Genomic DNA, 21849 nt, shown 5'->3' with positions numbered 1-21849 from the left:
CTATATAAAAATTATGTTGACAATTATTTTTCCTTCCATTACGCTATTCTGGTACAAGTATAAGGGGGAAAACAGATGATTCAACGTAAACTTCGCGCCGGTGATATGGCGCTTATCGGGATGTTTGCCGCACTGATGGGTGTTGGCGCCAACATTACATCAATGGCTCCCTTTTTGCAAGTTGCGGGAATTCCTTTATCTCTTCAGCCGTTCTTTTGTCTGTTAGCGGCGATGCTTCTCGGCAGCAGACGCGCCGCCATTGCGATGACGGTCTATGCACTGGCCGGATTAGCGGGGGCGCCCGTTTTTGCTCAGTTCTCAGCGGGCTTTGCGCCATTTCTCGGAAAAAGCGGCGGATTTATTCTCTCGTACATTCCGGCAGCATTTGCCGCAGGCTGGCTGTTAGAAAGAAAAGCGGAGCCTGGCCGGTTTCTTTATGCTGCGGCCTCTCTCATCGGGACCGGCGTCATTTACGTGATCGGCACGACTTATATGTATATTGCGCTGAAACTGTGGCTTCATGCTCCTATCAGCTATGGTACAGCCTGGTTTTATATGGTTTGGTTTTTCATAAAAGATATGATCTTAGCCATAATATTGGCTTTTATTGCACCCGCGATTTATCGTTCTATTCATAAAGCGACAGGTTTCAGAAGAAATCATACGTCATCTGTGTAAGAACTGCAAAAAAGGCTCCCTGAGAAGGGAGCCTTTTCTACAGGACAAGCGCAGCAATCCAGCCGAATAAAATAAGCGGGATGTTGTAAAAGATGAACGTCGGTACGCACGTATCCCAAATGTGGTGATGCTGTCCGTCTGCACTGAGGCCTGAGGTCGGGCCAAGCGTACTGTCACTCGCCGGAGATCCGGCATCTCCAAGCGCGGCTGCGGATCCGATCACCGCAATCGTCGCCATCGGACTGAATCCGAGCTGAATACACAGCGGCACAAAAATAGTGGTAATGACAGGTACAGTCGCAAATGAAGAACCGATTCCCATTGTGATTAACAAACCGACGACCAGCATCAAGAATGCGCCCATTGATTGGCTGTGGCCGATAAAACCAGTTGAAGCTTTTACTAATGATGCTACATCGCCCGTTTTATTCAATACATTTGAAAATCCTGCCGCAACGAGCATGACGAAACCGATAAAAGCCATCAGAATCATACCGTCTGTAATAAGCTTATCAGCTTCATTTCGTTTCATGGCCCCGCTGATAAACAGCGTAAACAGGCCGGCAAGCGCCCCCATGATCATGCCTTCCACTCCCAAGACCTGTGACAGATAGAGCTGAACCCCAAGTGACACAGCAATCGACAAAACGGCGATCGCGATGCTTTTTTTCGTATAAGGGGAAGACGATAATCCGGCAATTTCTTTCATTTCATATTTTTTCGGCTTACGGAAGAAAATAATGGCCAAAATTAAGCCGACGACCATTCCCGCCGTCGGGATAATCAGAGCATACGGGATATCGCTGAGCGGCACCTTTAAACCGGATGATGCCATATTGTCTCTCAGCATGCCCTGAAAAATCTGCCCGAAACCGACAGGCAGAACAATATACGGCGCCGTCAGACCGAATGTCATCACACACGCAATCAGTCTGCGGTCCATTTCAAGTTCATTAAATATTTTCAAAAGCGGCGGAATCAGTACAGGAATAAACGCGATGTGAACGGGCACCACATTTTGCGAAAAACATGAGATGATTAAAATAATCAGGACAATTAACACTTTAGACAGTGCTTTCTTTCGCGAGTCTTCCTTTTTTCCGATTAATTTGACAGATGCTTCGACCATTACATCAGGAAGCCCCGTCTTTGTTAACGCCGCGGCGAACGCACCGAGAAGCGCGTAGCTGACGGCGACAGTGGCATTTCCGCCGAGACCGTCTGTGAAAGCCTTCACGGTATCGCCAAGGCCCAAACCTCCAGTCAGCCCGCCGGCTAATGCACCGATCATTAAGGCTATGATTATATTGACACGCAGTAAGCTTAACACGAGCATAAGCAGCACTGCGACAATAACAGCATTCATGATAGTTCCCTCCAAAAATCCTTTAGTTTGCTAATGTAGTAGATAATTAAAGTTAACATATATTCTGCGCTTTAGTCAACTAAAGATTTTGGAAATCAAAAACCCGCTGCTTTAGGGCAGCGGGCTGCGGTTATGCTTGGGGCGTAAATCGCTCGGCCAATGTGGCTAAGGTCCTTGCCATGATGCCGGTTGCGCCGGACGGTCCGAAGCACGTCGCTTTATTGGCCGTTGCCGTCCCGGCAATATCGAGATGAACCCACGGCGTGTTCTCGGCAAATTCGCCGATAAACGTTCCCGCCATAATCGCGTGGCCTTCCCGTCCCGGAGAATTGTTCAAATCAGCCATTTGGCTGTTTCTCACCCGTTTTTTATCCTTTTCTGTAATCGGCAGCTGCCAGATCGGCTCTCCGCATTCTTGAGCCGAGTCGGCGACCTGCTCATAAAAGGCCGCGTGGTTTGTCATGGCGCCGGTCGTCTCCGTTCCTAACGCGACCACAACGCCTCCCGTTAAGGTTGCAACGTCTACGAGGACAGATGCCCCGTGATGCTTGGCGTATGTGATGCCGTCTGCCAGCACGAGCCGCCCTTCTGCATCCGTGTTTAAAATTTCAATCGTTTTTCCGCTGAGCGATACGATGACATCATCGGGCTTCATGGCATCACCGGAGATCATATTGTCCGTTGACGGAATGACGGCAAGCACATTTTGTTCAGGACGGAGTTCCCCGATAATCTCCATTGCGCCCAAGACGGAAGCCGCGCCTCCCATATCGCTTTTCATGCCGACGATTCCTGTTTTCGGCTTGATGGAATATCCGCCCGTATCAAACGTAATGCCTTTTCCGACAAGGCCGATGACATCTTCCCAGTTTTCTTTGCCCTGATACTTGAGGACAATCATTTTCGGCGGTTCAGTTGATCCTTTGTTGACGGCGAGAATCCCGCCCATACCGAGCTCTTCCATTTCATCCTTCTCTAAAATTTCACATTCAAAATCATACTTTGCCGCAAGCTCAGCGGCATATGACGCCAAATCGGTCGCCGTGAGCATATTTCCCGGCATATTCACAAGCGTACGGGCCGAATTCGTTCCTTGGCCGTATGCGGCGCCGACGTTCAGGCCGGCCTGCACTTCCTGCAAATCTTCATCCGTCACCGCACAGACGGAGGTTAACTCCTGATCCGGCTCATTCGATTTATGTTTATAATCCTGCACTTCGTAAACAGCAAGCAGACAGCTTTCCGCCAGCGCGTGAGCGGCGTCAGCGGCCGGCACCTCGCTTGAAACGAACGTGTCAAGCAGCACGGACACTTCCTGCTTTTTGTCTTGATGTATTTGCTGAAATACGCGGGCAAAGCATTCTTTTGTATCTTCAAACGAGTAATTCGCTTCTCTTCCCAACCCGATAAAATAAATACGTTTCATACCTGTTCCGAGCGGAGGGTATACTTTTGATACACGATTTCGTTTTGCAGACACATCACCGTCCTTTAACAGCTGTGTCAAATGTCCGTTCAGCTCATCATCCAATTCCTTCGTGAATCCGTTAAGCCTGCTTTTTTGGAAAAGTCCGACGACCAGTGTTTCAGGATGCCGCAGTTGATCAGCCGCATAAAACATGAGCACACACTCCTTAGGTGGGTATTTGTTATGTAAAATGGTATAATGATAAAACATTTTTCCATTAATATTATTTTACCAAACTAAGGGCGTTTCCTGCAGTTTTTCGTTTCCATTTGACTGTTTTATATAGAAAGGATGTCACATATGGATATATTTATGAATTTTCCTTTACTGGCGAGCTTTGCTGCAATTATCTTTGCCCAGGTTGTAAAAGTGCCCATTCAATTTATCGTATCCAAAAGGCTTGACTGGTCCCTTGTGACAAGCACAGGCGGCATGCCAAGCTCCCATTCCGCTGCCGTAACGGCGCTGTCTACGGGTATAGCTTTGGAAAGCGGTCTGGATTCGCCTCTGTTTGCAGTCGCTGCGATTTTCGCCGTCATTACGATGTTTGATGCCACGGGTGTAAGACGCCATGCGGGCGAGCAGGCGACGGTCATTAATAAATTGGTCATTGATTTTAATCGGTTTGTCAGCGAGGCAAGGGATTTTCCGAAGGCGGAGGAGAAAGAAAAGCAGAAAAAGCTGAAGGAACTGCTCGGCCACCAGCCGATTGAAGTGTTTTTCGGCGGCCTGACGGGCATTGTGCTGACCTTGATTTTAGATTATTTCTTTATGTAAAAAAACGCTTCAGCGCGTGCTGAGGCGTTTTTATTCTTTAACGGTTTTATACTGGTTTCTGAATACTTGTAAGGACTTTGTTTCATTCAGCTTTACCAGTTCATCCTCGGAAACCGTTCCGTTACCTTTTTTTACGATATAAACATCCAGTGTTTTTTTGCCCCAGTTGTTATAAACGTCCTTCACGGTGTCAAAGTAGAGATCGAGACGGCTGCCTTTTATTTTTGAACCGGTATCAGCCACTACCCCATACCCGTAATTCGGGATAAACAAAATGGTCCCAATCGGAAAAACAGACGGATCGGCGGCAACCGTAGAATATAAATCGCGTTTGACCTTCACACCTGAATATGTAATGCCGTACTGCGGGTGCCCCGGGGATTTTCCCGTAGATTCCGCCCCGGCTGTATAACCGGTTGCCGTCACCTTATGTGACGGATAGCGCTTCCAGTCAAAAGCTTCTTCCAACGGCTTTACTTCGCCTGAAACCTTCCTTTCCGGATGATCCTGCAATGACTGAAACGGAATGCCGATTTTTTTCAAAGATTTTCCGTGATTTTCAATCATCCAGTTTGACAGGTCTTTCGCTTCTACTCCGGTGATGGCAAAGTATGTAGCGTTACATGCGCCCAAAAAGAGCACGATCATGAATATGCGCCTGATTATCGTCATTATCAATCACCTCTCCTCCGAGTCATTGTTCCCAACTCGGGGAGACACTATACAAAAACGGCATCACACAAAAAAAGCTTTCTCAAATAAGAAAGCGAGCTTAAAACATTTGATATCCTCTTTTTCTAAGCGCCTTAATGGCAATCCCTGACATAATGGCTCCGGCCAGGCCGCCGGCTAAAATGACGATATCGGCGATCGCTAATGACGTCATGCGCTGAAACAGGCTTTGAAACGATTCTCCCGGGGCTTGCACATAACTGATCATCTTTTTATTGCTGATAATGAAAAGGCATACAATCGGATATACAACAGCCATGATCCATGACATTCTCAGCAGCATGTTTAACAGAAAGCCAATGCCGAAAAACAAAACAAAAAATAAAACAATTGAGATGATGACGACAGGCAAACTAATCATAAACAACCACCCCCTAAAGCACTTTCAGTGTACCTCGGAGGCGGTAAAAAAGTCAACGTCTGGAAACAAAGCGTCTCTCTTTGCCGCTTCCCTGACAGGATGGACATGTTTCGGAGCCGCCAAGAAGCAATTGTAAATAACCTTTTCCAGAGCAGAACGGGCACGCGGCCACAGTGCTTTTCGCTGTTGTTTTCATGCGGATCACCCTTTTTCTTAATTTTCTGATAATATATCATATCTCATTGTCAAGCACCAAGTCAGAAGATGTGACAAATCATTTGATGTAAGCGGAAACATCTTATTTTTACTACTGAATCCTTTTCGTTCCGCCATTTTTTAAAAGAAGTAAAAACCCGCGCCTGCGGGTTTTTAGAAGAATTTAAATTTCCCTTTTTTCAGTGTCAGACCGAGGCCGCCGATCATAAATAACGAACGGTTGTCGATTACCTTTTTCATAAAGGATGCCGGCGTGCCTTTCAGCTTCTTGCCGTAAACGACTCCGACCGCATTATGTTCTCCGAGGGAGGCTACCGTTCCTTTAATATCAGGCTTGAATTCTTCAAGCTGTCCTCCTTTTATCAAGCGGCCTAAGTTTTTGGCGACTGTTTCTCCTTGCTGCATCGCGATCTGCGCAGTCGGCGGATAAGGACGTTCCGTCTCTTCATTTATAAACAGAGAGCTGTCACCGAGAATAAAAACGTTGTCATGACCGGGCGCCCGAAGATCAGGATTCACCTTGACACGGCCTCGCATGTTTTCAAAACCGGCTTCCTCCACGATCGGATGTCCGCGCACACCTGCCGCCCACACAACGGTCTGCGATTTAATTTCTTCAGGCTCTTCGTCTTTTTTACCGACCGTGACACCGTCTGCCCTGCATTCTTGAACAGCAGTGCCGATTTTAAACTCAACGCCCTTGCCTTCAAGATAATGGACGGCGTAATCCACAAGCTCCGGATCAAAGCCCGGCAGGACAGTCGGAGCGGCCTCGACGCAGACGATGCGGACCAAGCTTTCATCAATGTCATAATTCCTGCATAACTCCGGCATTCGGTTGGCAAGCTCGCCCAGAAATTCAATGCCTGTGAAGCCAGCGCCTCCGACAACAATGGTTAAGCGGTCGGGACGCTTTGTGGCCTCAGTGTTGTATGTTGCAAATTGCAGTTCAATGTGTTCCTTCAACTGGCGTGACGTATTGATATTAGCAATCGGAAATGCGAATTCTTTCAAACCTTTAATACCGAATGTTTCCGGGACGGCGCCCAGCCCGATAACGAGATAATCGTACGGAATGTCCCCATTTGAAAGGGTCACTTTTTTATTTTGAACATCAATCGCTTTCACCGTATCCTGCACAAACTTGACACGCGATTCATTTATCACATCTTTTATTTGATATCTGCAGCGGTCATGGTGCAGCGTTCCTGCGCTCGCCTCATGCATCCATGTCGTCTCATAATGATAGTTGTGCTTATTGACTAAAGTAATCTCAGCATCATTTGCGCTGATCTGCTTCGGAAGCCTCGTCACTGTCATTAATCCACCATAACCTGCACCTAAAACCACGATTTTGGGTTTATTCAATGCCATCACATCCACCTTCTTTTTTTTGCTGTTAGACGCATTATCAAATCAACATTTGTAATAGCTTCAGCTTATTGGCGGGATTTTATGAAATGAATTATAAATTTTTTAGAAAACCGCACATGTCTGCATATCACCATAGTATCCGAGAGAAACGGAAAACATTCAGGAAAAAACTGAATGGAGTTTGTCCCCATCCTAGCGGCGGCAAGGATATTTTTCAAGAATGAAGCGGCCGAGCGGGTTTCGCCACTCGTCATCATTTCAAATTGTATGTTATAATTAATAACAATTTTCATTTAGGAGGCAATTTGGTATGCAAGAGGATTCAAAGGTTTACGATATTACGGTTATCGGCGGCGGCCCGGTCGGCCTGTTTACTGCATTTTACGGGGGAATGAGACAGGCAAGCGTCAAGATCATTGAAAGCCTGCCCCAGCTTGGCGGCCAGCTTAGCGCGCTGTATCCTGAAAAATATATTTATGATGTTGCCGGATTCCCGAAAATCCGCGCACAAGAGCTCGTAAATAACCTGAAAGAGCAGATGGAAAAATTTGATCAAACCATCTGCTTAGAGCAAGCCGTTGAATCAGTTGAAAAGCAAGCAGACGGCGTGTTTAAGCTTGTTACGAATTCAGAAACGCATTATTCAAAAACAGTAATCATCACTGCAGGAAACGGCGCGTTTAAGCCGAGAAAGCTGGAGCTTGAATCAGCAGAGCAATATGAAGGAAAAAATCTTCATTACTTCATTGACGACCTCAATCAATTCGCAGGCAGACGCGTTGCGATCTTAGGGGGCGGAGATTCCGCGGTAGACTGGGCGCTTATGCTTGAGCCGATTGCGAAAGAAGTCAGCATCGTTCACCGCCGTGACAAATTCCGCGCGCACGAGCACAGTGTAGAAAACCTGCACAATTCTAAAGTAAAAGTGCTGACGCCGTTTGTTCCGTCTGAACTTGTCGGTGAAGACCGGATTGAGCAGCTCGTGCTTGAAGAAGTGAAAGGCGACCGTAAAGAAATTGTCGAAATTGACGACCTGATCGTAAACTACGGCTTTGTTTCATCTCTTGGCCCGATTAAAAACTGGGGGCTTGATATCGAGAAAAACTCCATCGTGGTGAAAAGCACAATGGAAACAAATATTGAAGGATTCTTCGCTGCAGGAGACATCTGCACATATGAAGGAAAAGTAAAACTGATCGCCAGCGGTTTCGGCGAAGCGCCGACAGCCGTAAACAACGCGAAGGCTTACATGGACCCGAAAGCGCGCGTCCAGCCTCTGCATTCCACAAGCATGTTTGAAAAATAATAAAAAAGAGTCTGTGTCATCGCGGCACAGACTCTTTTTTATTTAAACATCCAGATATAATTCATCACCGTTCCGACAACAAGTGCAATGACAAGTGCTGACACGATCCAGATCGTTCCTAAAATAATCCGGTCCTGAATTTTTTGGGCTTTTGGATTGTGTTCGTACTGCTCTTGATTCATACCGAACCCTCCCTCCTGTTTCTTCCATATCTATAAAGACAAACAGTTGATCAAAAAATCCAATATCACTATGATAACCAAACTCCGTACGGATGACAAGCCGCCGGCATTTGCCCTTATAAAGAAATATGAAAACATTTGACATCAGATACAAAACGAAGTACATTATAAAAAGACGAACATTTATTTTATATGTAATTTTATTATTCGTTTTTAGGAGTGTTATATATGGAAAATGTATTCGATTATGAAGATATTCAGTTAATTCCTGCAAAGTGTATTGTAAACAGCCGCTCTGAGTGTGATACATCAGTGACATTGGGCGGGCACACATTTAAGCTGCCGGTCGTACCCGCAAATATGCAAACTATTATAGATGAGAACATCGCAATCCGGCTTGCGGAGAACGGTTACTTTTATATCATGCACCGTTTTGAGCCGGAAAAACGCTTATCCTTTGTCCAAGACATGAAAGCGCGCGGGCTTATTTCTTCCATCAGTGTCGGCGTGAAGGAAAATGATTATGCCTTCATCCGGGAATTAAAAGAACAGCAGCTTGTACCGGATTACATCACAATTGACATCGCCCACGGCCATTCCAACGCGGTGATTGAGATGATTCACTTTATAAAAGAAAACGTGCCGGAAAGCTTTGTCATTGCGGGCAATGTCGGGACGCCGGAAGCCGTAAGGGAATTAGAACGAGCGGGTGCTGATGCGACAAAAGTGGGAATCGGTCCAGGGAAGGTTTGCATCACAAAAATCAAAACAGGTTTCGGAACGGGAGGATGGCAATTAGCCGCACTTCGCTGGTGCGCAAAAGCGGCGAGCAAACCGATTATTGCAGACGGCGGCATACGCACCCACGGTGATATCGCGAAATCAATCCGCTTCGGAGCAGCAATGGTCATGATCGGATCACTGTTTGCCGGACACGAGGAATCACCGGGAAAAACGATTGAAGCAGACGGCAAGCTTTATAAGGAATATTTCGGCTCCGCTTCCGAATATCAAAAAGGCGAGAAGAAAAATGTTGAGGGCAAAAAAATGCATGTCGAGCATAAAGGCTCTTTACAGGACACGCTGACTGAAATGGAGCAGGATCTCCAATCATCAATTTCTTACGCCGGAGGAAACAAGCTTGAGGCGATTCGGAATGTCGATTACGTCATTGTGAAAAACTCAATTTTTAATGGCGATAAATTTTAAACGGCAATTACAAAAAAAAGACATTCAATCCATGAATGTCTTTTTAAATATTAAAATATAGAACAATACTGGATAAAAGATTAATGAGAAAGATAAGCAAAAAAACGTATCGAATCATTTTATGAAAAGGGGCAAATAAAAAAATATACAATCCCGCTGCCCCAAAAGTAAGTACAGGAAATAACCACTCAAAGGATAAAGAAATGACATACCCTATGATCATAACAATCGGCACTCCGATCAATGATAATTTACTTCTCATATTCATTCTGCCCCTTCTACTTAAATATTGGTGTGATATAAGCCTCAACAATTGCCGCAGCGATAAGTAAACAAATGATGCACAGCACCATGACGCCGATATGTTTAAACATCGTTAGCATAATCTTTTTTTGCTTAGAAAAACACAGCCTAATGACCAGTTCAACGCTCTTGAAACCGATAGCGCCACTTAATAATAACGCAGGCACTTCAAAGATACCATGAGGAATTAGCAGTAAAATAATCTGATAAAAAGGAATCCCATTATGCAGGCTTTCTATGATCGAGCCGCTCAAAATAAACCCGTTAGAAAACAAATAAAATATCGATGTTAAACCAAAAGTAAAAAAACCTGCCGCTAAAAACAGACAAGCGATTGCATTATTCTTCAACAATTCAGCTGCGCCTGCCGAACTGTTATAAGGGGCCGCAGAAAAAAAATCATCTGAAAACACAGCAGTGATCACACCGCCTGTAAAAAACAGCAATGATGCGATTAAGGGGAAGCAGGACTTCTTAATTGACAGCGAGATCCGGCCCATCATGTATATATACTCTCAGCCATTTCTTCAATTTCTTCTAAAGAATGCTGTGATGATTGATATTCCGCCGCAAAGGTTCCCTCATGAATAATACCGATCGTATCACACAAAGAGTGAGCAAGCTCCAGCAAATGAGTCGATAACAAGACTGTATTTCCCTTTTTTACATACTCTCTTAATAACGTGCGTATGGTCTTCCCGCTTATCAAATCAATGCCCGTTAACGGCTCGTCAAGAATTAAAATTCTGGGCTGATGAATGAGTGCGGCCGCAATCGACAATTTTTGCTTCATACCGTGTGAATACGTTTTAATGAGCTGGTTCCCGTCTTGAGAAAGCTTTAATGTATCTAACATATTGTCAATATAATCATTTGCCTGTTGAGAAGGCACTTGAAACATTTCGGCTGTAAAACGTAAGTATTCAACTCCAGTTAAATAATCATATAAAAACGCATGGTCGGGGACAAATCCAATATCAGCTGATATTTGCCCTCCCTGCTCTGAATCGATCTCTTTTCCATCAATCAATACGTCCCCAGAAGTTGGTTTAAGCAACCCTGAAATAATTTTTAATGTTGTTGTTTTTCCAACTCCATTAGTCCCTAGCAAAGCATAGATTGAACCTTTTTTCACTTCAAAAGAAACATTTCTCAACACCTGTTTTTCACTATAATTTTTCTGTATATTCACCAATTTAATCATTGCTCGCAAACCTTTCCGCCATATTGATTCTTCGAAGAAAAAGAAACATGACTCCATAGTTTAATAGTGTGAACAGGATAAAAATACCTGAAGCCGAGTGAATGAGTATCGTTTCAAGTTCAGGTTTTTTATAAATTAGATACGTCGTAATTGCAGCTATTTGAAGCGACACAATAAAAATCAAGGAACCGTATAAATTGTTATACGTCTTTGCTTTTCCCGCTTCTCCAATTTCATAAAGATGTTCCCAGTTTTTCTTAGGGTAAAGCGCGGTGCTCGAAATTTGGACAAGACTGTATAAAAAACCCGAACATACAAATACAATAAACAAGTATATAGTCAGCGCCACAGAAGATGGAAAAAACACAGTTATCAGAACGGAGATTATGAACGAGTATACTAAAGCTGAAAGATTATAAATACATACTTTCGGAAACACCATTTGCCAAGCATTTTTAATATTTCGGTGAAACAGATGCTGATTTTTTATTTCTCCGTCAACTGACAATATTGTTTTCAGCGCATCCCCTACAAGCTGATAAGAAAAATTAGCAATGACAACCGAGGCGGAAACAACTGCAGCTGTCGAATATCCAGTAAAATGATGGGAAAGCAGCGGAATGCTGAAGCCTAAAAACAACATTAACAAATAAAGCATACTGCCAAAATTCCTGATAAAAAAACCGTCTATTCTTAATAAGAACAGCAAATCCTTTTGAAAAATAGCACGAAAGATTTTATGCTTACTATATAATCGCAGCCTTGGTGAAAAATCGGTTTTTGATAAATAAATATAAGGGATGAGATCCATTTTTTTCAGGGTAGCGGACCATATTTTAAACAGCCCTATAACCAAAAGCCCTGCAGCAGCCAGCACCGTGACGAAGGACAAAACAGAATGTGCCCGGAATGCTATAAATACATATGGCGTATTCATTAATATGTTTTTAAAAGCCGGCGATTCCATAAAACCGGAGATGTCCTTCATTGTATGCTCGCCAAACACGAGAAGATAGACAATATACCCAATAACAAGCGGAACCAGCAAACTGAATGCAAATAAAATACTTTTCATGACTTTAAAATAAAACAGCTTGCTCCAAATATTTGTAAGAGCATATAAAACATACGAAAACAGCATAGATAAAAATAAGTTAAGACAAAAATAAACCATTCCTAACATGAATACGGTAACAGGATAAACTTTTGACATACCAGCACTGCTTAAAAATAAAAATACAGGAAAAACAAAAAGGTACCATATAATAATTGTTTTTTTGAGTGACTGTCCGATAAACACAGAAAACAGTTGCAAAAACCGAACTTTTTTTAATTGGTGAATGACTTTACGCGTATCCAATAGAAACGCATGATGGTTTTCTTTAAAAAAGCCAGCCGACCAAAAAAGCTGCTCTAACGAAACAGCTATTAAAACAAATTGCCCCCACGAATTAACGGGAAGCCCAATCATTTTTGTTCCGAATACAATGCCGCATCCTAATAAAACCAAATAGAAAACTATACAAGAAATAATGATAGCTGACAGCAACTTGTTGCTTAGATGAGGAATACTCCAATCTTCCTTCTTTTTACGAAATGATGACAGGGTATTATACTTGATAAGAGCAACTATTTGTTTTACTTTCATAATTTCATCCTTACCATATGGATTTGAGGGAGAGGCTCTTTTTGCAGCTTGTCCAAAAAGAGCGGGTATTTATGAATTTATCTTACCAAGCGGCAGCGTATTTTTTGCCGTATTTCTTAATCATAGTTTTTGCTGTTGCTACGATAGCATAAGAAATAGCACCTGCGCCAGTGACAATACCGATTAAAGAAATGATAGACGCAATTGTAGACGCAGCATCAATAATATCAATTGCTTTTTTAGCAGCTGCTGCAGAGATACCTAGAGTTGAAGCTAATTCAGCGTTTGCTGAAAATGTGTGAGCCGCTGCAACATTTAACTCTGTACCAGTCAATAAAAGTGCGTAAACTAATGCAGCTGCTGCAAGAGCTGCACCAAATAACAAGAAAGATTTTTTATTAGATTTTACTAAGTTCATCGTAACATCTCCTGTTCTTTTTTTAATATATAATAAAATTCAGCCTCATTTGCTCTCCCCCGGGCTAAATCTTATCCACCATAAAATAATTAAAGAAAATATTAATGAGCTTTAATAAAACAAAACTCCCTGTCAAAATAAGCCTCTTTTTTTTGTTCAAATCAGTCAATTTCCCGCTGACAACATACAAAGCCACAATCGATATCAGAAAAAACGGATCTAGCAGCTGCAAATCCAATGCAGTGCCGCTCGCTGAATATATAAGAGAGGAATCAGCAGTTAAGTAGTTTACAATCGCAAGAATAAACATTTTAAATGCCAAAATCAGAGAAGTTAACGTGTATAGGAGAAGATATATTTTTTTTGGTTTTTTCGAACCAAGGATAAAAGCCACAACAAATAAAATAAATCCGCCAATCAAAATCTCTATAAAAGTCGTAAAGATCATAAAACCCTGCAAAAACATTACAATTGTACGTACACTTTTTTCCCCTACGTCGTAGGTATTTTCTCCGATGGAAGAATAATAAGTGTTCAATATCTTATCTGAAATACTAAATTGGAAGAGTAATGAACAGATCAAAATTATGAAAAAAGAACTTAAAAAGATTTTTTTATTACTCAATTGACCTATCATATTATCATCCTTTTCTTACAAAATAAATTAACTATTCTATACTTTTACAATTTAGTTTATTCCTATGAAAAAATCAATACACTTCATACAAATCATGACTTTAGTAACAACTTCCGAACAGGGTATGTTCTCTCTTTTTAGTTCCAAATACTCTTTCTTTTCGAATGGATTCATGAAGATTTTTTAGATATGAAAAATCAAAAAGCTGATATTCCGCGCTCATTACCTTTAAGGTTTGGGGTATATAGAAGCTTTTGCTTAAAATGGAGGTTTTACATCACAGTTGACGGGCAGATCAAACACCTGTGAAAATTAGTTGAAAAAGCAGATTGATATGAAGCCGATAAACTCGGAAATGAAATAGAAAACATTGATTCTGCCGCAAAATATTCCTATAAAGAAGCCAGCTTGCTATAGTCGGTCTGGAGGCAGCGGCAAACTTTAGTTCTAAAAGAAATGATAAGCTTGTCTATAAATATGGACATATTTTATTTGTCATCATCAGGATCACCAGATTATCCTCCCATTTTCCAATAATCTTAGATGGCGTGTTGTGCGGCATGACTCCGGCCTTACCTGGTGCTGTTTACGATCATTGAACGCATAAATCGTCACCAGCCTGACTCCTCTGCAGCACAGCCTTCTCCATTAAATTTTTTATCTAAAAAGTACCGGTAAACTCGCTTTGGAGAGAACCCCGGGCAACGCGAAAGGACTGATCAGGAAAAAAGATGCCAAAACTGTACTCTATGTCATGTTCCGCCTTCTCAAGTGTTGCTCCAATTCGCTTTCTCCTTCCTTCAATCGTATAAAAACCCTCTTCCCTCATCGTTGAGAAATATTCAAAAAACGTGCGCTTTTCCGTTTGTAAGGCCAAGTCCTTTCAGTATATGGATCCCCGTTCTTTTTTCGATTACAAAAAAGCCTTCTTGAAAAAGGACAGATCCTTTTCAAGAAGGCTTAGGATTGATCAGTCTAGCACTCTTCCGGCGTGCCGGCATTTTTAGCCGTACGGAAAGAAGAACCGCAGCCGCATGATGCGATGGCGTTCGGATTGTCGATCGTGAAACCGCCGGACAGTTTACGTTAGATGAAAACCCGATCATATCACCGTTTATACGGTATTTCGCGATTGTTATTGTTCGTACAGATTGTTAACGCCGCTTTTCCCCAGCGACGGATCTCGTTAACACTATGATACCCAAACTTGCCCCGCTTAGCAAGCGTTGTTATCCACATATCAACAAAAAAAACGCCCCGTCCTTAACGGATGGGGCTATACACGCTTACTTAGCGTCAAGTATTGCGCGTTTCTTTATTTGGTATTCTTCTTCCGTGATTGCGCCGGAATCTTTTAGCGATGCCCATTTCGTAAGCTCGTCGGCATCACTAGGCGTACTAACTGGCGATGAGTTCTGCGCTTCTTCTATGTATTGGTCGATTAACGCTTTACACTTTAAGAAATCGGCATAGTATTTTTTCCGCACCATCAGTGTGTTTTCGTTTTTGGCCGCGTCTACGGTCCACTTTCCGGAGGCCTCTTTTCCGCCGCTGAAAATAAATGAAATATAACCCGCGAACAACTTACCAGGCTTCTTAATTTCGACTGCGGAGATTGCCTTTATGCGAATTTCTTTTTCTTTTCCTGCGTGATATGTACCTGGTGCATGTTTTAACGTTATTTTCGTTGGTTCGACTGTTATGGAACCAGTATCGCATCGATATGTTGTTTGTTCCTCCATCTTATCGCCCCCAAAGTATTCCTCTTATCCTTTATATCGGTAATACGTACGGTAGCGCAAGTAGTTTCTAAAATTTCTTAAAACGAAGCTCAAAGGCGGCCTCCCAGCCGCCCGCTTCGTCTTCTAGTACACCATCACCCCTGCATTAGATTTTTAATCGAAATTTTCCGCCCTTGTTCCGCACTCACAACGCGCTCTGTTCTCCGTCCGATCTCTTCGCCGTCCATTACGGTAACGAGCTCGATGTGCATCGGTTGCCCCGCGTCCGGCTGTGTTACAGATGTTTCGAATGCGTGCTTAACTTTCGCTAGCTTGCCGCCTGTCAACGACATCGATGGGTTATACGCGTAATCTTGTGCGTCAATCATTGCCGCATTCGCCATCGCTGTGGCCGCCGACTGTACCGCGCCAATGTTACGCTCGATACCTACCGCTAATCCTAACGGTAAGAATTTACCGACTTCGTCACGGAATACGCGGGAAGGCGAGTGAATGCCGAAGAATCCTTTAATGCTGTCCGTAATGCTGCCGGCAAAGTCGCCGATTTTTCCGAGAATCCAGTCCTTCGCGGAGTTAATTCCGTTCCAAAGGCCCTTGATCAAATCGACTCCGGCGTCGAATACTTTGCTTACATTGTCGCCTATTGCGCTGGCTAAATCCGTTACAATCTTGACGCCCATTTCGAGAATTTTCGGTATAGCTTGGATCAAACCACGGACTAATGCGTCAAGAAGTTTAATACCGAGTTCTATTAGTTGCGGCATAAAACGGATGATCGTATTAACCAGTTGCGTTATAAGCTGGATAGCCGCAGCCACTAATTGCGGAAGCATTTGAATAAGACCCTCGATCAGCGCTGTAATTAACTGAATTCCCGCGTCTATAATCTGTGGTAGATTGTCGATCAAAGCTTGAACAAGGCTGACGATTAAATAGAGAGCCATTTCGATAAGTTGCGGCAACATCGTGATAATACCGTCAATTAAGGCTGTTAACACTTGGATACCAGCCTCGACAATTAAAGGTAGATTCGTTACCAATGCGTTAATGAGAGCCATAATTAGCTGAATCGCCGCATTTATTAATCCCGGAAGCATTGCTATAATGCCTTGGATCAACGCGTTTAGAATTTGGATTCCAGCGTTAATTATCATCGGTAGCAGTGAAATTAGCGTGTTTATCAGCATCGTTAATAACTGAGTGACTGCCGTAATAACTACTGGAAGTGCCGTAACGATCCCTTGAACCAGCGATGTTATGATAAGTACACCCGCCCCGACTAGCGTAGGTATTAGCGTGGTAAGTCCTTGAATCAGGGTGCTAAGGGCCTGCGTAATGGCTGATAGAATATTCGGAAGAGCTTGATTCAACCCGTTTAAAAGGCCCGTTATAATCTGAACGCCCGCTTGCGCAAGTTTAGGCAGATTCGTAGATATCTGATTTACGACCGTATCTACGAGATTTACAAACCCGTTTAGAAACGTCGGCAAGTATGTTTGTATCCCTTTTTCGATAGCCGGGAGAAAACGCATTCCTGCAATGATAAGTCCGGGAAGACCGCCGACTAGCATGCCGACAATCGTCGGAATATACTTCGCAATCGAACTAAAATCGCCTTGAAACGCTTTGTTTACCGCGTCAATAAGATTCGTGATCGCATTCTGTACAGATGTAGCAGCGGCAATAATTAACTGAACGACTGACTCTGGAAGAATCTGACGCAGCTTATCGGCCCCACTTGCGAAATCTCCAGTCAGGATCGTTGCTAAACCGCTAAACAACGTTTTAAGCGTTGAAATAGCCGGAGCAAGCTTCGATCCGATTGTATCAGCCAGCGCGGCGAATTTATTACGGATAGCTTCGCTGTGTTTAATCAGAATCACAATAGCCGCAACTGCCGCTATGACTGCTCCGGCGATGAGTGCGTATCCTCCAAGTAATAGCATCAGGGCGCCACTTGTCATTCCCATCGAAGTTGCAAGGGCTGAAAATGCCGTTACTATGGTACCGGTTGCTGATATAAGCGACCCGATGATCGCTACGGCTGCGCCAGTCAGAGCAATTATTCCCGCAAGTCCGCCAACTACGGCGAGACTAACCGCGACAAACCTTTTCGCCCCCGCACTCAACTCGTTAAACCAGTTTATTAGATCCGTAATTCGGTCAGCGGTTGATTGTATAAATGGGGCCAGCTCATCGCCGATCTTAATAAACATCGTTTCAAACGCGCCACTTAGGTTCTCTAGTGCTCCGCCGATGCCCGCTTTCATTTTCTTACCGGCCTTCTCTGCGGCGCCCCCGGACCTTTCAAGCTCTTTCGTGAATTTGCCTAGCTTATCCGGACCGGCTGCGATAACGGCCATCATACCGGATACGGATTCGGTTCCAAAAATACGAGCAAGTGCAGCCCCTTTCTCCGCTTTCGTCATGCCCTCCATGCTCTTCTTTAGATCGCCGACAATTTCCTGAAGCGACTTAAACTTTCCTTTACTGTCCGTTGTCGTAACGCCAAGGCGTTCGAGCATAGTTGCGGCAGCCTTTGGCGGGTCTACTAATCGCAACAAAGAAGCCCGTAACGTGGTGCCCGCCTGCGACCCGTCTGCTCCTGCGTCTACCATAATACCCGCGGCCGCTGACAATTCTTCTAAAGAGATGCCGAGCTGATGCGCAGGCCCCGCGGCATATTTGAGTGCGTAAGACATATCATTCATGCCCGCAGCCGACTTGTTCGCTGTAACCGTTAGAATATCTGCGACCTTGCTGGCGTCCCCGGCTTCCATCTGAAATGCGTTGAGAGCGCTCGTGACTGTATCGGAAGTCAAAGCAAGATCTTCGCCGGACGCCTCGGCCGCTTTTATAATGCCAGGCATCGCCTCAATTACCTGATTCGCGTCCATACCCTTTGCGGCCAGTTCCGTCATCGCCCCGGCTACTTCCGAAGCTGATTTCGAAGTTGTGGCGCCAAGCTCTAGTGCTGCGTCTTTCATATCTTTGAACTGTGATTCGCTCGCCCCGGCGATCGCGCCAGCCTTACGCATTGCTGTATCAAAATCGGCTGACGATTTGGCCATTCCAGTCAAACCACCGATTACTCCCGCAGATACAACGCCGAAGCCGGCAGCGACAGTCGTTCCCATGTTGGTCATACGTGAACCAAAATCAGAAAGGGTTCTCGCTGACTCAGTTAGTCCGTGCGTGAGGTTGGAAATATCAGCCCCAATGCGGACGAGAATTGACTGATCCGCCATTAGAAGTACCTTCTTAGGTATTCGGCGTAAATTTCTTGTGCTCGGCGATCATACTGCGCACCTTTGTACGCGTTGCCCTTGGCTATATACTCAAACCCTTTGCGAGCTGTGTTGAAGTATAATTTAACCAGGCTGACAGGCGCTTGGATGCCTTTATCGAAGTCCATTCGTTGAAGTGTATATTCCGTTTTCCTAATGAATGATACAGCTTCCCTTGATGCTTTACGGAGCTGTCCTCGGCTGTCGGCGTTTTCTATCTGTGGCAATACTTCCGCGTTAAACTTCTCTGTGAAACTGAACAGTAATTCATTGATTTCTTTTGCTGTAAACATAATATCTCCCCTTTGTTTTTCAAATAAAAAAGACGCCCGTTTGTAGGCGTCTCGTTATTTATTCAACTACTCCGCGGTTCCACGCGCGGAATACTTCCGGCTCAATAATTCCGTATTTATTGGCACCTGATTCTCTATCCGTATAGATAGGATGATGGATACTAAAGCCGGGCTCATTTTCCTTGGAAGCAACCTCATTCGCGCCGATTTCACTTGCTAATTCGTAGAATTTCTTTTGTCCGTCGATGATCAGTAGATCGTGATATGCCTTCGCAGCTTCCAAATACTCTCTCTTTGCGGCTGCAATTCGTTCGAGCGCAGCGTCTTCCTTTGCAGTTTTATTGGCGACTATCTCTTTTCGTGCCAGACCTAGTATTTCAGACTTCAGAGCGCTAATCTGCGCCGATTTCGGATAGAAAACCGTATCCTGTCTTTCTCTCGCACCGCTGGCTTCCAGACGTAGCTCCGCAACCCTCCGCCGAGCTTCTTTCTCTTTTAAGCGATTCTCCTCCGACGGGTCCTCTGCTAGAGCTTCAATTGCCGATGTTAGGTCTTGTTCTGCTGCGGTGAGCTCTGCGGACACTTTTTCGTTATGAGCACGCATCCCTTCAGTCTGAGCCACGGATTTTTCTTGAAGCGCCTTTAATTCGGTCACCTTATCCGTAAGTTTCTTTGAAAATTTCATATTATTGGCCTCCTATCGTATCGTTTTGTAAGCATTAAAAAAGCGATCGCGAATCATCCGCCATCGTCCTTTGATCGTTCTATTTTGCTCTAGGGCGTCCAACGCCTCGTCTAGCACCGCGACCTCCTGCCAAGCCGCATCGTCGTTGTCGAATTCGCTCGCAGCCAGGTCGTGCGATGCAAACCGTTTCAATAGCCGATTCGTCGTCCGACACAATCCCGGATATTTTTGCTCGTCGATTCCCATCGTTTCGAAAAGGACCGGCTGCATTAACGGATTGTCTGCGATTAGCTTTAACGAAATGACGCCTTCGGTTTTGGCCGCCTTCCTCAAAGCCCGCTGAAGGGCAATATGGCCGCAGTATGACATGTCGTGCCTCCGTTTTCCGGTCGCAACAAATACGCCGGACGCCTGCGGCCCTTCATAATTGTGGAGCGCGTACGAATAAACTGCAGATCGGTCATCGCTGGCCTGCGTTAAATACAGCGTGTAGTTCACTCCGCTTCCCCGCTTTCAAGCGCCTGGATACGAGTGTCGATTCGCATTAATTCCGCAGCCTCCTGACCCGAGCCAGCAAAGCCCCTGTAATCTGCTTTTTTCTGTTCGTACAAACTGCGGAGTTCCTGTACGGACATTCCTTCGTACGGATCTGAAGGTCGTCCGGCCTCGTAGTCGCCATTTGAAATTTGCGTAGCCAGGTCTATGACCGCTCGCTTTGCGTCCCGATACTCTGATTCGGTAATAGTACGGAAAGGCCTTAACGTACCTTCATACTTAATCACCGTTTGTTTCGCATCAATTAGCTGCTGTTCTAATTCAGATCGTTTTGCTTTCCATTCATTCATTCTCCATCGTCCTCCTTCTCGGCTTTTAATAATTCGGCCTCGTACTCATCAACGGGTATATTAATAGCCCCATCGACCACATACGCGTTCTTAGCGCCGTAATGACACGCTGCGTCGGCTGCTGCATTAAATAACTGCCGACTAAATTCCAGATCCGTTGCTTTCTTACTGCGGGTAACAGTCGAAAACGCGATTACTCCGCCATCTTGGTCCGTCACTTTATATGTGCCTCTTTCTTCCTCCAGCTCGATAAATGCCTGGCCGTCCGGAAATAAGTCGGAAAAAGGACCGGTTAGAGATTCGCGAATGTATGATGAGTCAGATTCGCCGTAACTTCCGTAATGATTGGTCATTTTAGATACGCAGTACATGCGCCTTCCTCCTTTTGGTAAGCGATTTTGGGCACTTCGCCAGCATTCCGGCAGTAAAAAAGCGCCTGTGACACGAGTAAGTCCCGGTGACAGCCGCTAATCCTTCGCAATATTTCACCTGTTTCCGCGTCTACCGTGAGCACTTCGTCAGGCTTTACATAAACAACAACTCCATACAAGCAAATACCTCCTCGAAAATAAGTGTAATGAATAGATGTCCGTTGAAAATGACATGAAAATAGCCGGCTGATTTTCTTTCGAATAGGAATAGTTGTGCCGACTAAATGAAGGCTTGTAGCCTCTTATTTTGTTAAAAATTTGATAGTCTCGTATTGAACATTCTTTCTGCTGCGCGCCTCTGTTCAATCGGAATTTTAAAATGTACACCGATTAACCGACCGTTTTTAATATAATCCGCAATAATATGCCAATCTTTTTTGTAACGTTTCACCCGGCGGATAAGCTCTCTGTCTTCCGTATAGCCAGCGATCCACCCTTTCCGTAATTTCCATAGCTCATTCATGTGTCAACCTCCGTATTTTGGTAAAATTCGAGTAAAGCAATGACTTTTTCCGGTGTGAGTTGCAGAAACTCCATAAATTTTACGGAAACCTTATCCGGCAGTTGACGGGTGCCTGATTCAATCATCGAAACCATAGACTCGCTAATTCCAGTTATTTTAGCCACGTCTTTTTGAGAAAATCTATAAATTTTCCTTATTTTGTACATTGTTGCCCCGCTTAACAT

General features: G+C 44.3%; 27 protein-coding genes and 1 pseudogene. 4 read left to right on the top strand and 24 right to left on the bottom strand.

Annotation, left to right across the window (positions count from 1 at the left end):
• The first annotated feature begins 75 nt into the window (after positions 1 to 75).
• Positions 76 to 678, top strand: coding sequence for a biotin transporter BioY (locus J7E26_RS13055; RefSeq protein WP_214803400.1), 603 nt, complete (start codon positions 76 to 78; stop codon positions 676 to 678).
• 37 nt (positions 679 to 715) lie between these two features.
• On the opposite strand, the gene J7E26_RS13050 is transcribed toward J7E26_RS13055, so the two are convergent.
• Together J7E26_RS13050 and J7E26_RS13045 are read right to left on the bottom strand one after the other, a co-directional pair.
• Positions 716 to 2044, bottom strand: a complete 1329-nt coding sequence (locus J7E26_RS13050; protein ID WP_214803397.1) for a Na+/H+ antiporter family protein — start codon at positions 2042 to 2044, stop codon at positions 716 to 718.
• A 130-nt stretch (positions 2045 to 2174) separates the two neighbouring features.
• A complete protein-coding gene (locus J7E26_RS13045) occupies positions 2175 to 3665 on the bottom strand; it encodes a leucyl aminopeptidase (protein WP_214803394.1) in 1491 nt (496 codons plus the stop codon).
• Between the two features lie 147 nt (positions 3666 to 3812).
• Here J7E26_RS13045 and J7E26_RS13040 point away from each other — a divergent pair, with 147 nt between their 5' ends.
• Entirely contained in the window at positions 3813 to 4289 is a 477-nt protein-coding gene (locus J7E26_RS13040; protein ID WP_214803392.1) for a divergent PAP2 family protein, read from the top strand.
• Between the two features lie 30 nt (positions 4290 to 4319).
• Here J7E26_RS13040 and J7E26_RS13035 read toward each other — a convergent pair whose 3' ends face one another.
• The 4 genes from J7E26_RS13035 to J7E26_RS13020 all read right to left on the bottom strand — a co-directional run bounded on the left by J7E26_RS13035 (position 4320) and on the right by J7E26_RS13020 (position 6972).
• On the bottom strand, positions 4320 to 4961 hold the full coding sequence (locus J7E26_RS13035; protein WP_251034682.1) for a 3D domain-containing protein: 642 nt from the start codon (positions 4959 to 4961) through the stop codon (positions 4320 to 4322).
• Positions 4962 to 5061: 100 nt separating this feature from the next.
• Positions 5062 to 5382: a YuiB family protein gene (locus tag J7E26_RS13030; RefSeq protein WP_214803386.1), complete on the bottom strand. Its 321-nt coding sequence runs from the start codon at positions 5380 to 5382 to the stop codon at positions 5062 to 5064.
• Between the two features lie 52 nt (positions 5383 to 5434).
• Positions 5435 to 5578: a YuiA family protein gene (locus J7E26_RS13025; protein ID WP_214803384.1), complete on the bottom strand. Its 144-nt coding sequence runs from the start codon at positions 5576 to 5578 to the stop codon at positions 5435 to 5437.
• Between the two features lie 173 nt (positions 5579 to 5751).
• Positions 5752 to 6972: an NAD(P)/FAD-dependent oxidoreductase gene (locus tag J7E26_RS13020; RefSeq protein WP_214803381.1), complete on the bottom strand. Its 1221-nt coding sequence runs from the start codon at positions 6970 to 6972 to the stop codon at positions 5752 to 5754.
• 310 nt (positions 6973 to 7282) lie between these two features.
• Between J7E26_RS13020 and yumC the strand changes: the two genes are divergently transcribed.
• Positions 7283 to 8278 (top strand): NAD(P)/FAD-dependent oxidoreductase, encoded by a 996-nt coding sequence (gene yumC, locus J7E26_RS13015; RefSeq protein ID WP_214803378.1) that lies wholly within the window; start codon positions 7283 to 7285, stop codon positions 8276 to 8278.
• A 38-nt stretch (positions 8279 to 8316) separates the two neighbouring features.
• Here the strand turns inward: yumC and J7E26_RS13010 are convergent, their stop codons facing one another.
• The gene (locus J7E26_RS13010) at positions 8317 to 8460 is read right to left on the bottom strand and encodes a hypothetical protein (protein ID WP_214803375.1); all 144 of its coding nucleotides are present in this window, start codon (positions 8458 to 8460) and stop codon (positions 8317 to 8319) included.
• Between the two features lie 228 nt (positions 8461 to 8688).
• Between J7E26_RS13010 and guaC the strand changes: the two genes are divergently transcribed.
• Positions 8689 to 9669 carry a GMP reductase gene (gene guaC / locus J7E26_RS13005; RefSeq protein ID WP_214803372.1) on the top strand — a complete coding sequence of 327 codons (981 nt, stop codon included), beginning with the start codon at positions 8689 to 8691 and terminating at the stop codon, positions 9667 to 9669.
• Between the two features lie 43 nt (positions 9670 to 9712).
• Here the strand turns inward: guaC and J7E26_RS18320 are convergent, their stop codons facing one another.
• The 17 genes and pseudogenes from J7E26_RS18320 to J7E26_RS12925 form a co-directional block, all read right to left on the bottom strand.
• Entirely contained in the window at positions 9713 to 9931 is a 219-nt protein-coding gene (locus J7E26_RS18320) for a DUF5970 family protein (protein WP_223060905.1), read from the bottom strand.
• Positions 9932 to 9947: 16 nt separating this feature from the next.
• Positions 9948 to 10475, bottom strand: coding sequence for a stage II sporulation protein M (locus tag J7E26_RS13000; protein ID WP_214803370.1), 528 nt, complete (start codon positions 10473 to 10475; stop codon positions 9948 to 9950).
• Positions 10472 to 11176, bottom strand: coding sequence for an ABC transporter ATP-binding protein (locus J7E26_RS12995; RefSeq protein ID WP_214803367.1), 705 nt, complete (start codon positions 11174 to 11176; stop codon positions 10472 to 10474). The genes J7E26_RS13000 and J7E26_RS12995 overlap by 4 nt, the downstream gene beginning before the upstream one ends.
• Complete coding sequence (locus tag J7E26_RS12990) at positions 11169 to 12824, bottom strand: hypothetical protein (protein WP_214803364.1); 1656 nt, start codon at positions 12822 to 12824, stop codon at positions 11169 to 11171. Before J7E26_RS12990 ends, J7E26_RS12995 begins: the two co-directional genes overlap by 8 nt.
• Positions 12825 to 12906: 82 nt before the next feature.
• Positions 12907 to 13242 carry an uberolysin/carnocyclin family circular bacteriocin gene (locus J7E26_RS12985; RefSeq protein ID WP_061527068.1) on the bottom strand — a complete coding sequence of 112 codons (336 nt, stop codon included), beginning with the start codon at positions 13240 to 13242 and terminating at the stop codon, positions 12907 to 12909.
• Between the two features lie 64 nt (positions 13243 to 13306).
• Entirely contained in the window at positions 13307 to 13879 is a 573-nt protein-coding gene (locus tag J7E26_RS12980; RefSeq protein ID WP_214803361.1) for a hypothetical protein, read from the bottom strand.
• A gap of 975 nt (positions 13880 to 14854) precedes the next feature.
• A pseudogene (locus J7E26_RS12975) lies at positions 14855 to 14959 on the bottom strand (iron-sulfur cluster assembly accessory protein); the annotation flags it as partial.
• A 206-nt stretch (positions 14960 to 15165) separates the two neighbouring features.
• Positions 15166 to 15621, bottom strand: a complete 456-nt coding sequence (locus J7E26_RS12970) for an SHOCT domain-containing protein (RefSeq protein ID WP_214813509.1) — start codon at positions 15619 to 15621, stop codon at positions 15166 to 15168.
• Between the two features lie 134 nt (positions 15622 to 15755).
• Complete coding sequence (locus J7E26_RS12965; protein WP_214813505.1) at positions 15756 to 18869, bottom strand: phage tail tape measure protein; 3114 nt, start codon at positions 18867 to 18869, stop codon at positions 15756 to 15758.
• A complete protein-coding gene (locus tag J7E26_RS12960; RefSeq protein WP_214813494.1) occupies positions 18869 to 19201 on the bottom strand; it encodes a hypothetical protein in 333 nt (110 codons plus the stop codon). Before J7E26_RS12960 ends, J7E26_RS12965 begins: the two co-directional genes overlap by 1 nt.
• A gap of 58 nt (positions 19202 to 19259) precedes the next feature.
• On the bottom strand, positions 19260 to 19886 hold the full coding sequence (locus J7E26_RS12955; protein ID WP_214813492.1) for a hypothetical protein: 627 nt from the start codon (positions 19884 to 19886) through the stop codon (positions 19260 to 19262).
• 12 nt (positions 19887 to 19898) lie between these two features.
• Positions 19899 to 20384, bottom strand: coding sequence for a hypothetical protein (locus tag J7E26_RS12950; RefSeq protein ID WP_214813475.1), 486 nt, complete (start codon positions 20382 to 20384; stop codon positions 19899 to 19901).
• The gene (locus J7E26_RS12945) at positions 20381 to 20731 is read right to left on the bottom strand and encodes a hypothetical protein (protein ID WP_214813472.1); all 351 of its coding nucleotides are present in this window, start codon (positions 20729 to 20731) and stop codon (positions 20381 to 20383) included. The genes J7E26_RS12950 and J7E26_RS12945 overlap by 4 nt, the downstream gene beginning before the upstream one ends.
• On the bottom strand, positions 20728 to 21102 hold the full coding sequence (locus tag J7E26_RS12940) for a hypothetical protein (protein WP_214813470.1): 375 nt from the start codon (positions 21100 to 21102) through the stop codon (positions 20728 to 20730). Before J7E26_RS12940 ends, J7E26_RS12945 begins: the two co-directional genes overlap by 4 nt.
• Positions 21081 to 21281, bottom strand: a complete 201-nt coding sequence (locus J7E26_RS12935; RefSeq protein ID WP_033881469.1) for a hypothetical protein — start codon at positions 21279 to 21281, stop codon at positions 21081 to 21083. The genes J7E26_RS12940 and J7E26_RS12935 overlap by 22 nt, the downstream gene beginning before the upstream one ends.
• Positions 21282 to 21412: 131 nt before the next feature.
• Entirely contained in the window at positions 21413 to 21625 is a 213-nt protein-coding gene (locus J7E26_RS12930) for a hypothetical protein (RefSeq protein WP_214813454.1), read from the bottom strand.
• Positions 21622 to 21849, bottom strand: coding sequence for a helix-turn-helix domain-containing protein (locus J7E26_RS12925; RefSeq protein ID WP_214813450.1), 228 nt, complete (start codon positions 21847 to 21849; stop codon positions 21622 to 21624). Before J7E26_RS12925 ends, J7E26_RS12930 begins: the two co-directional genes overlap by 4 nt.

The organism is Bacillus sp. ISL-51 (assembly GCF_018613535.1).
In the GTDB taxonomy this organism is placed as follows: Bacteria; Bacillota; Bacilli; order Bacillales; family Bacillaceae; genus Bacillus.
This window is presented reverse-complemented; position numbering and strand designations above follow the sequence as displayed.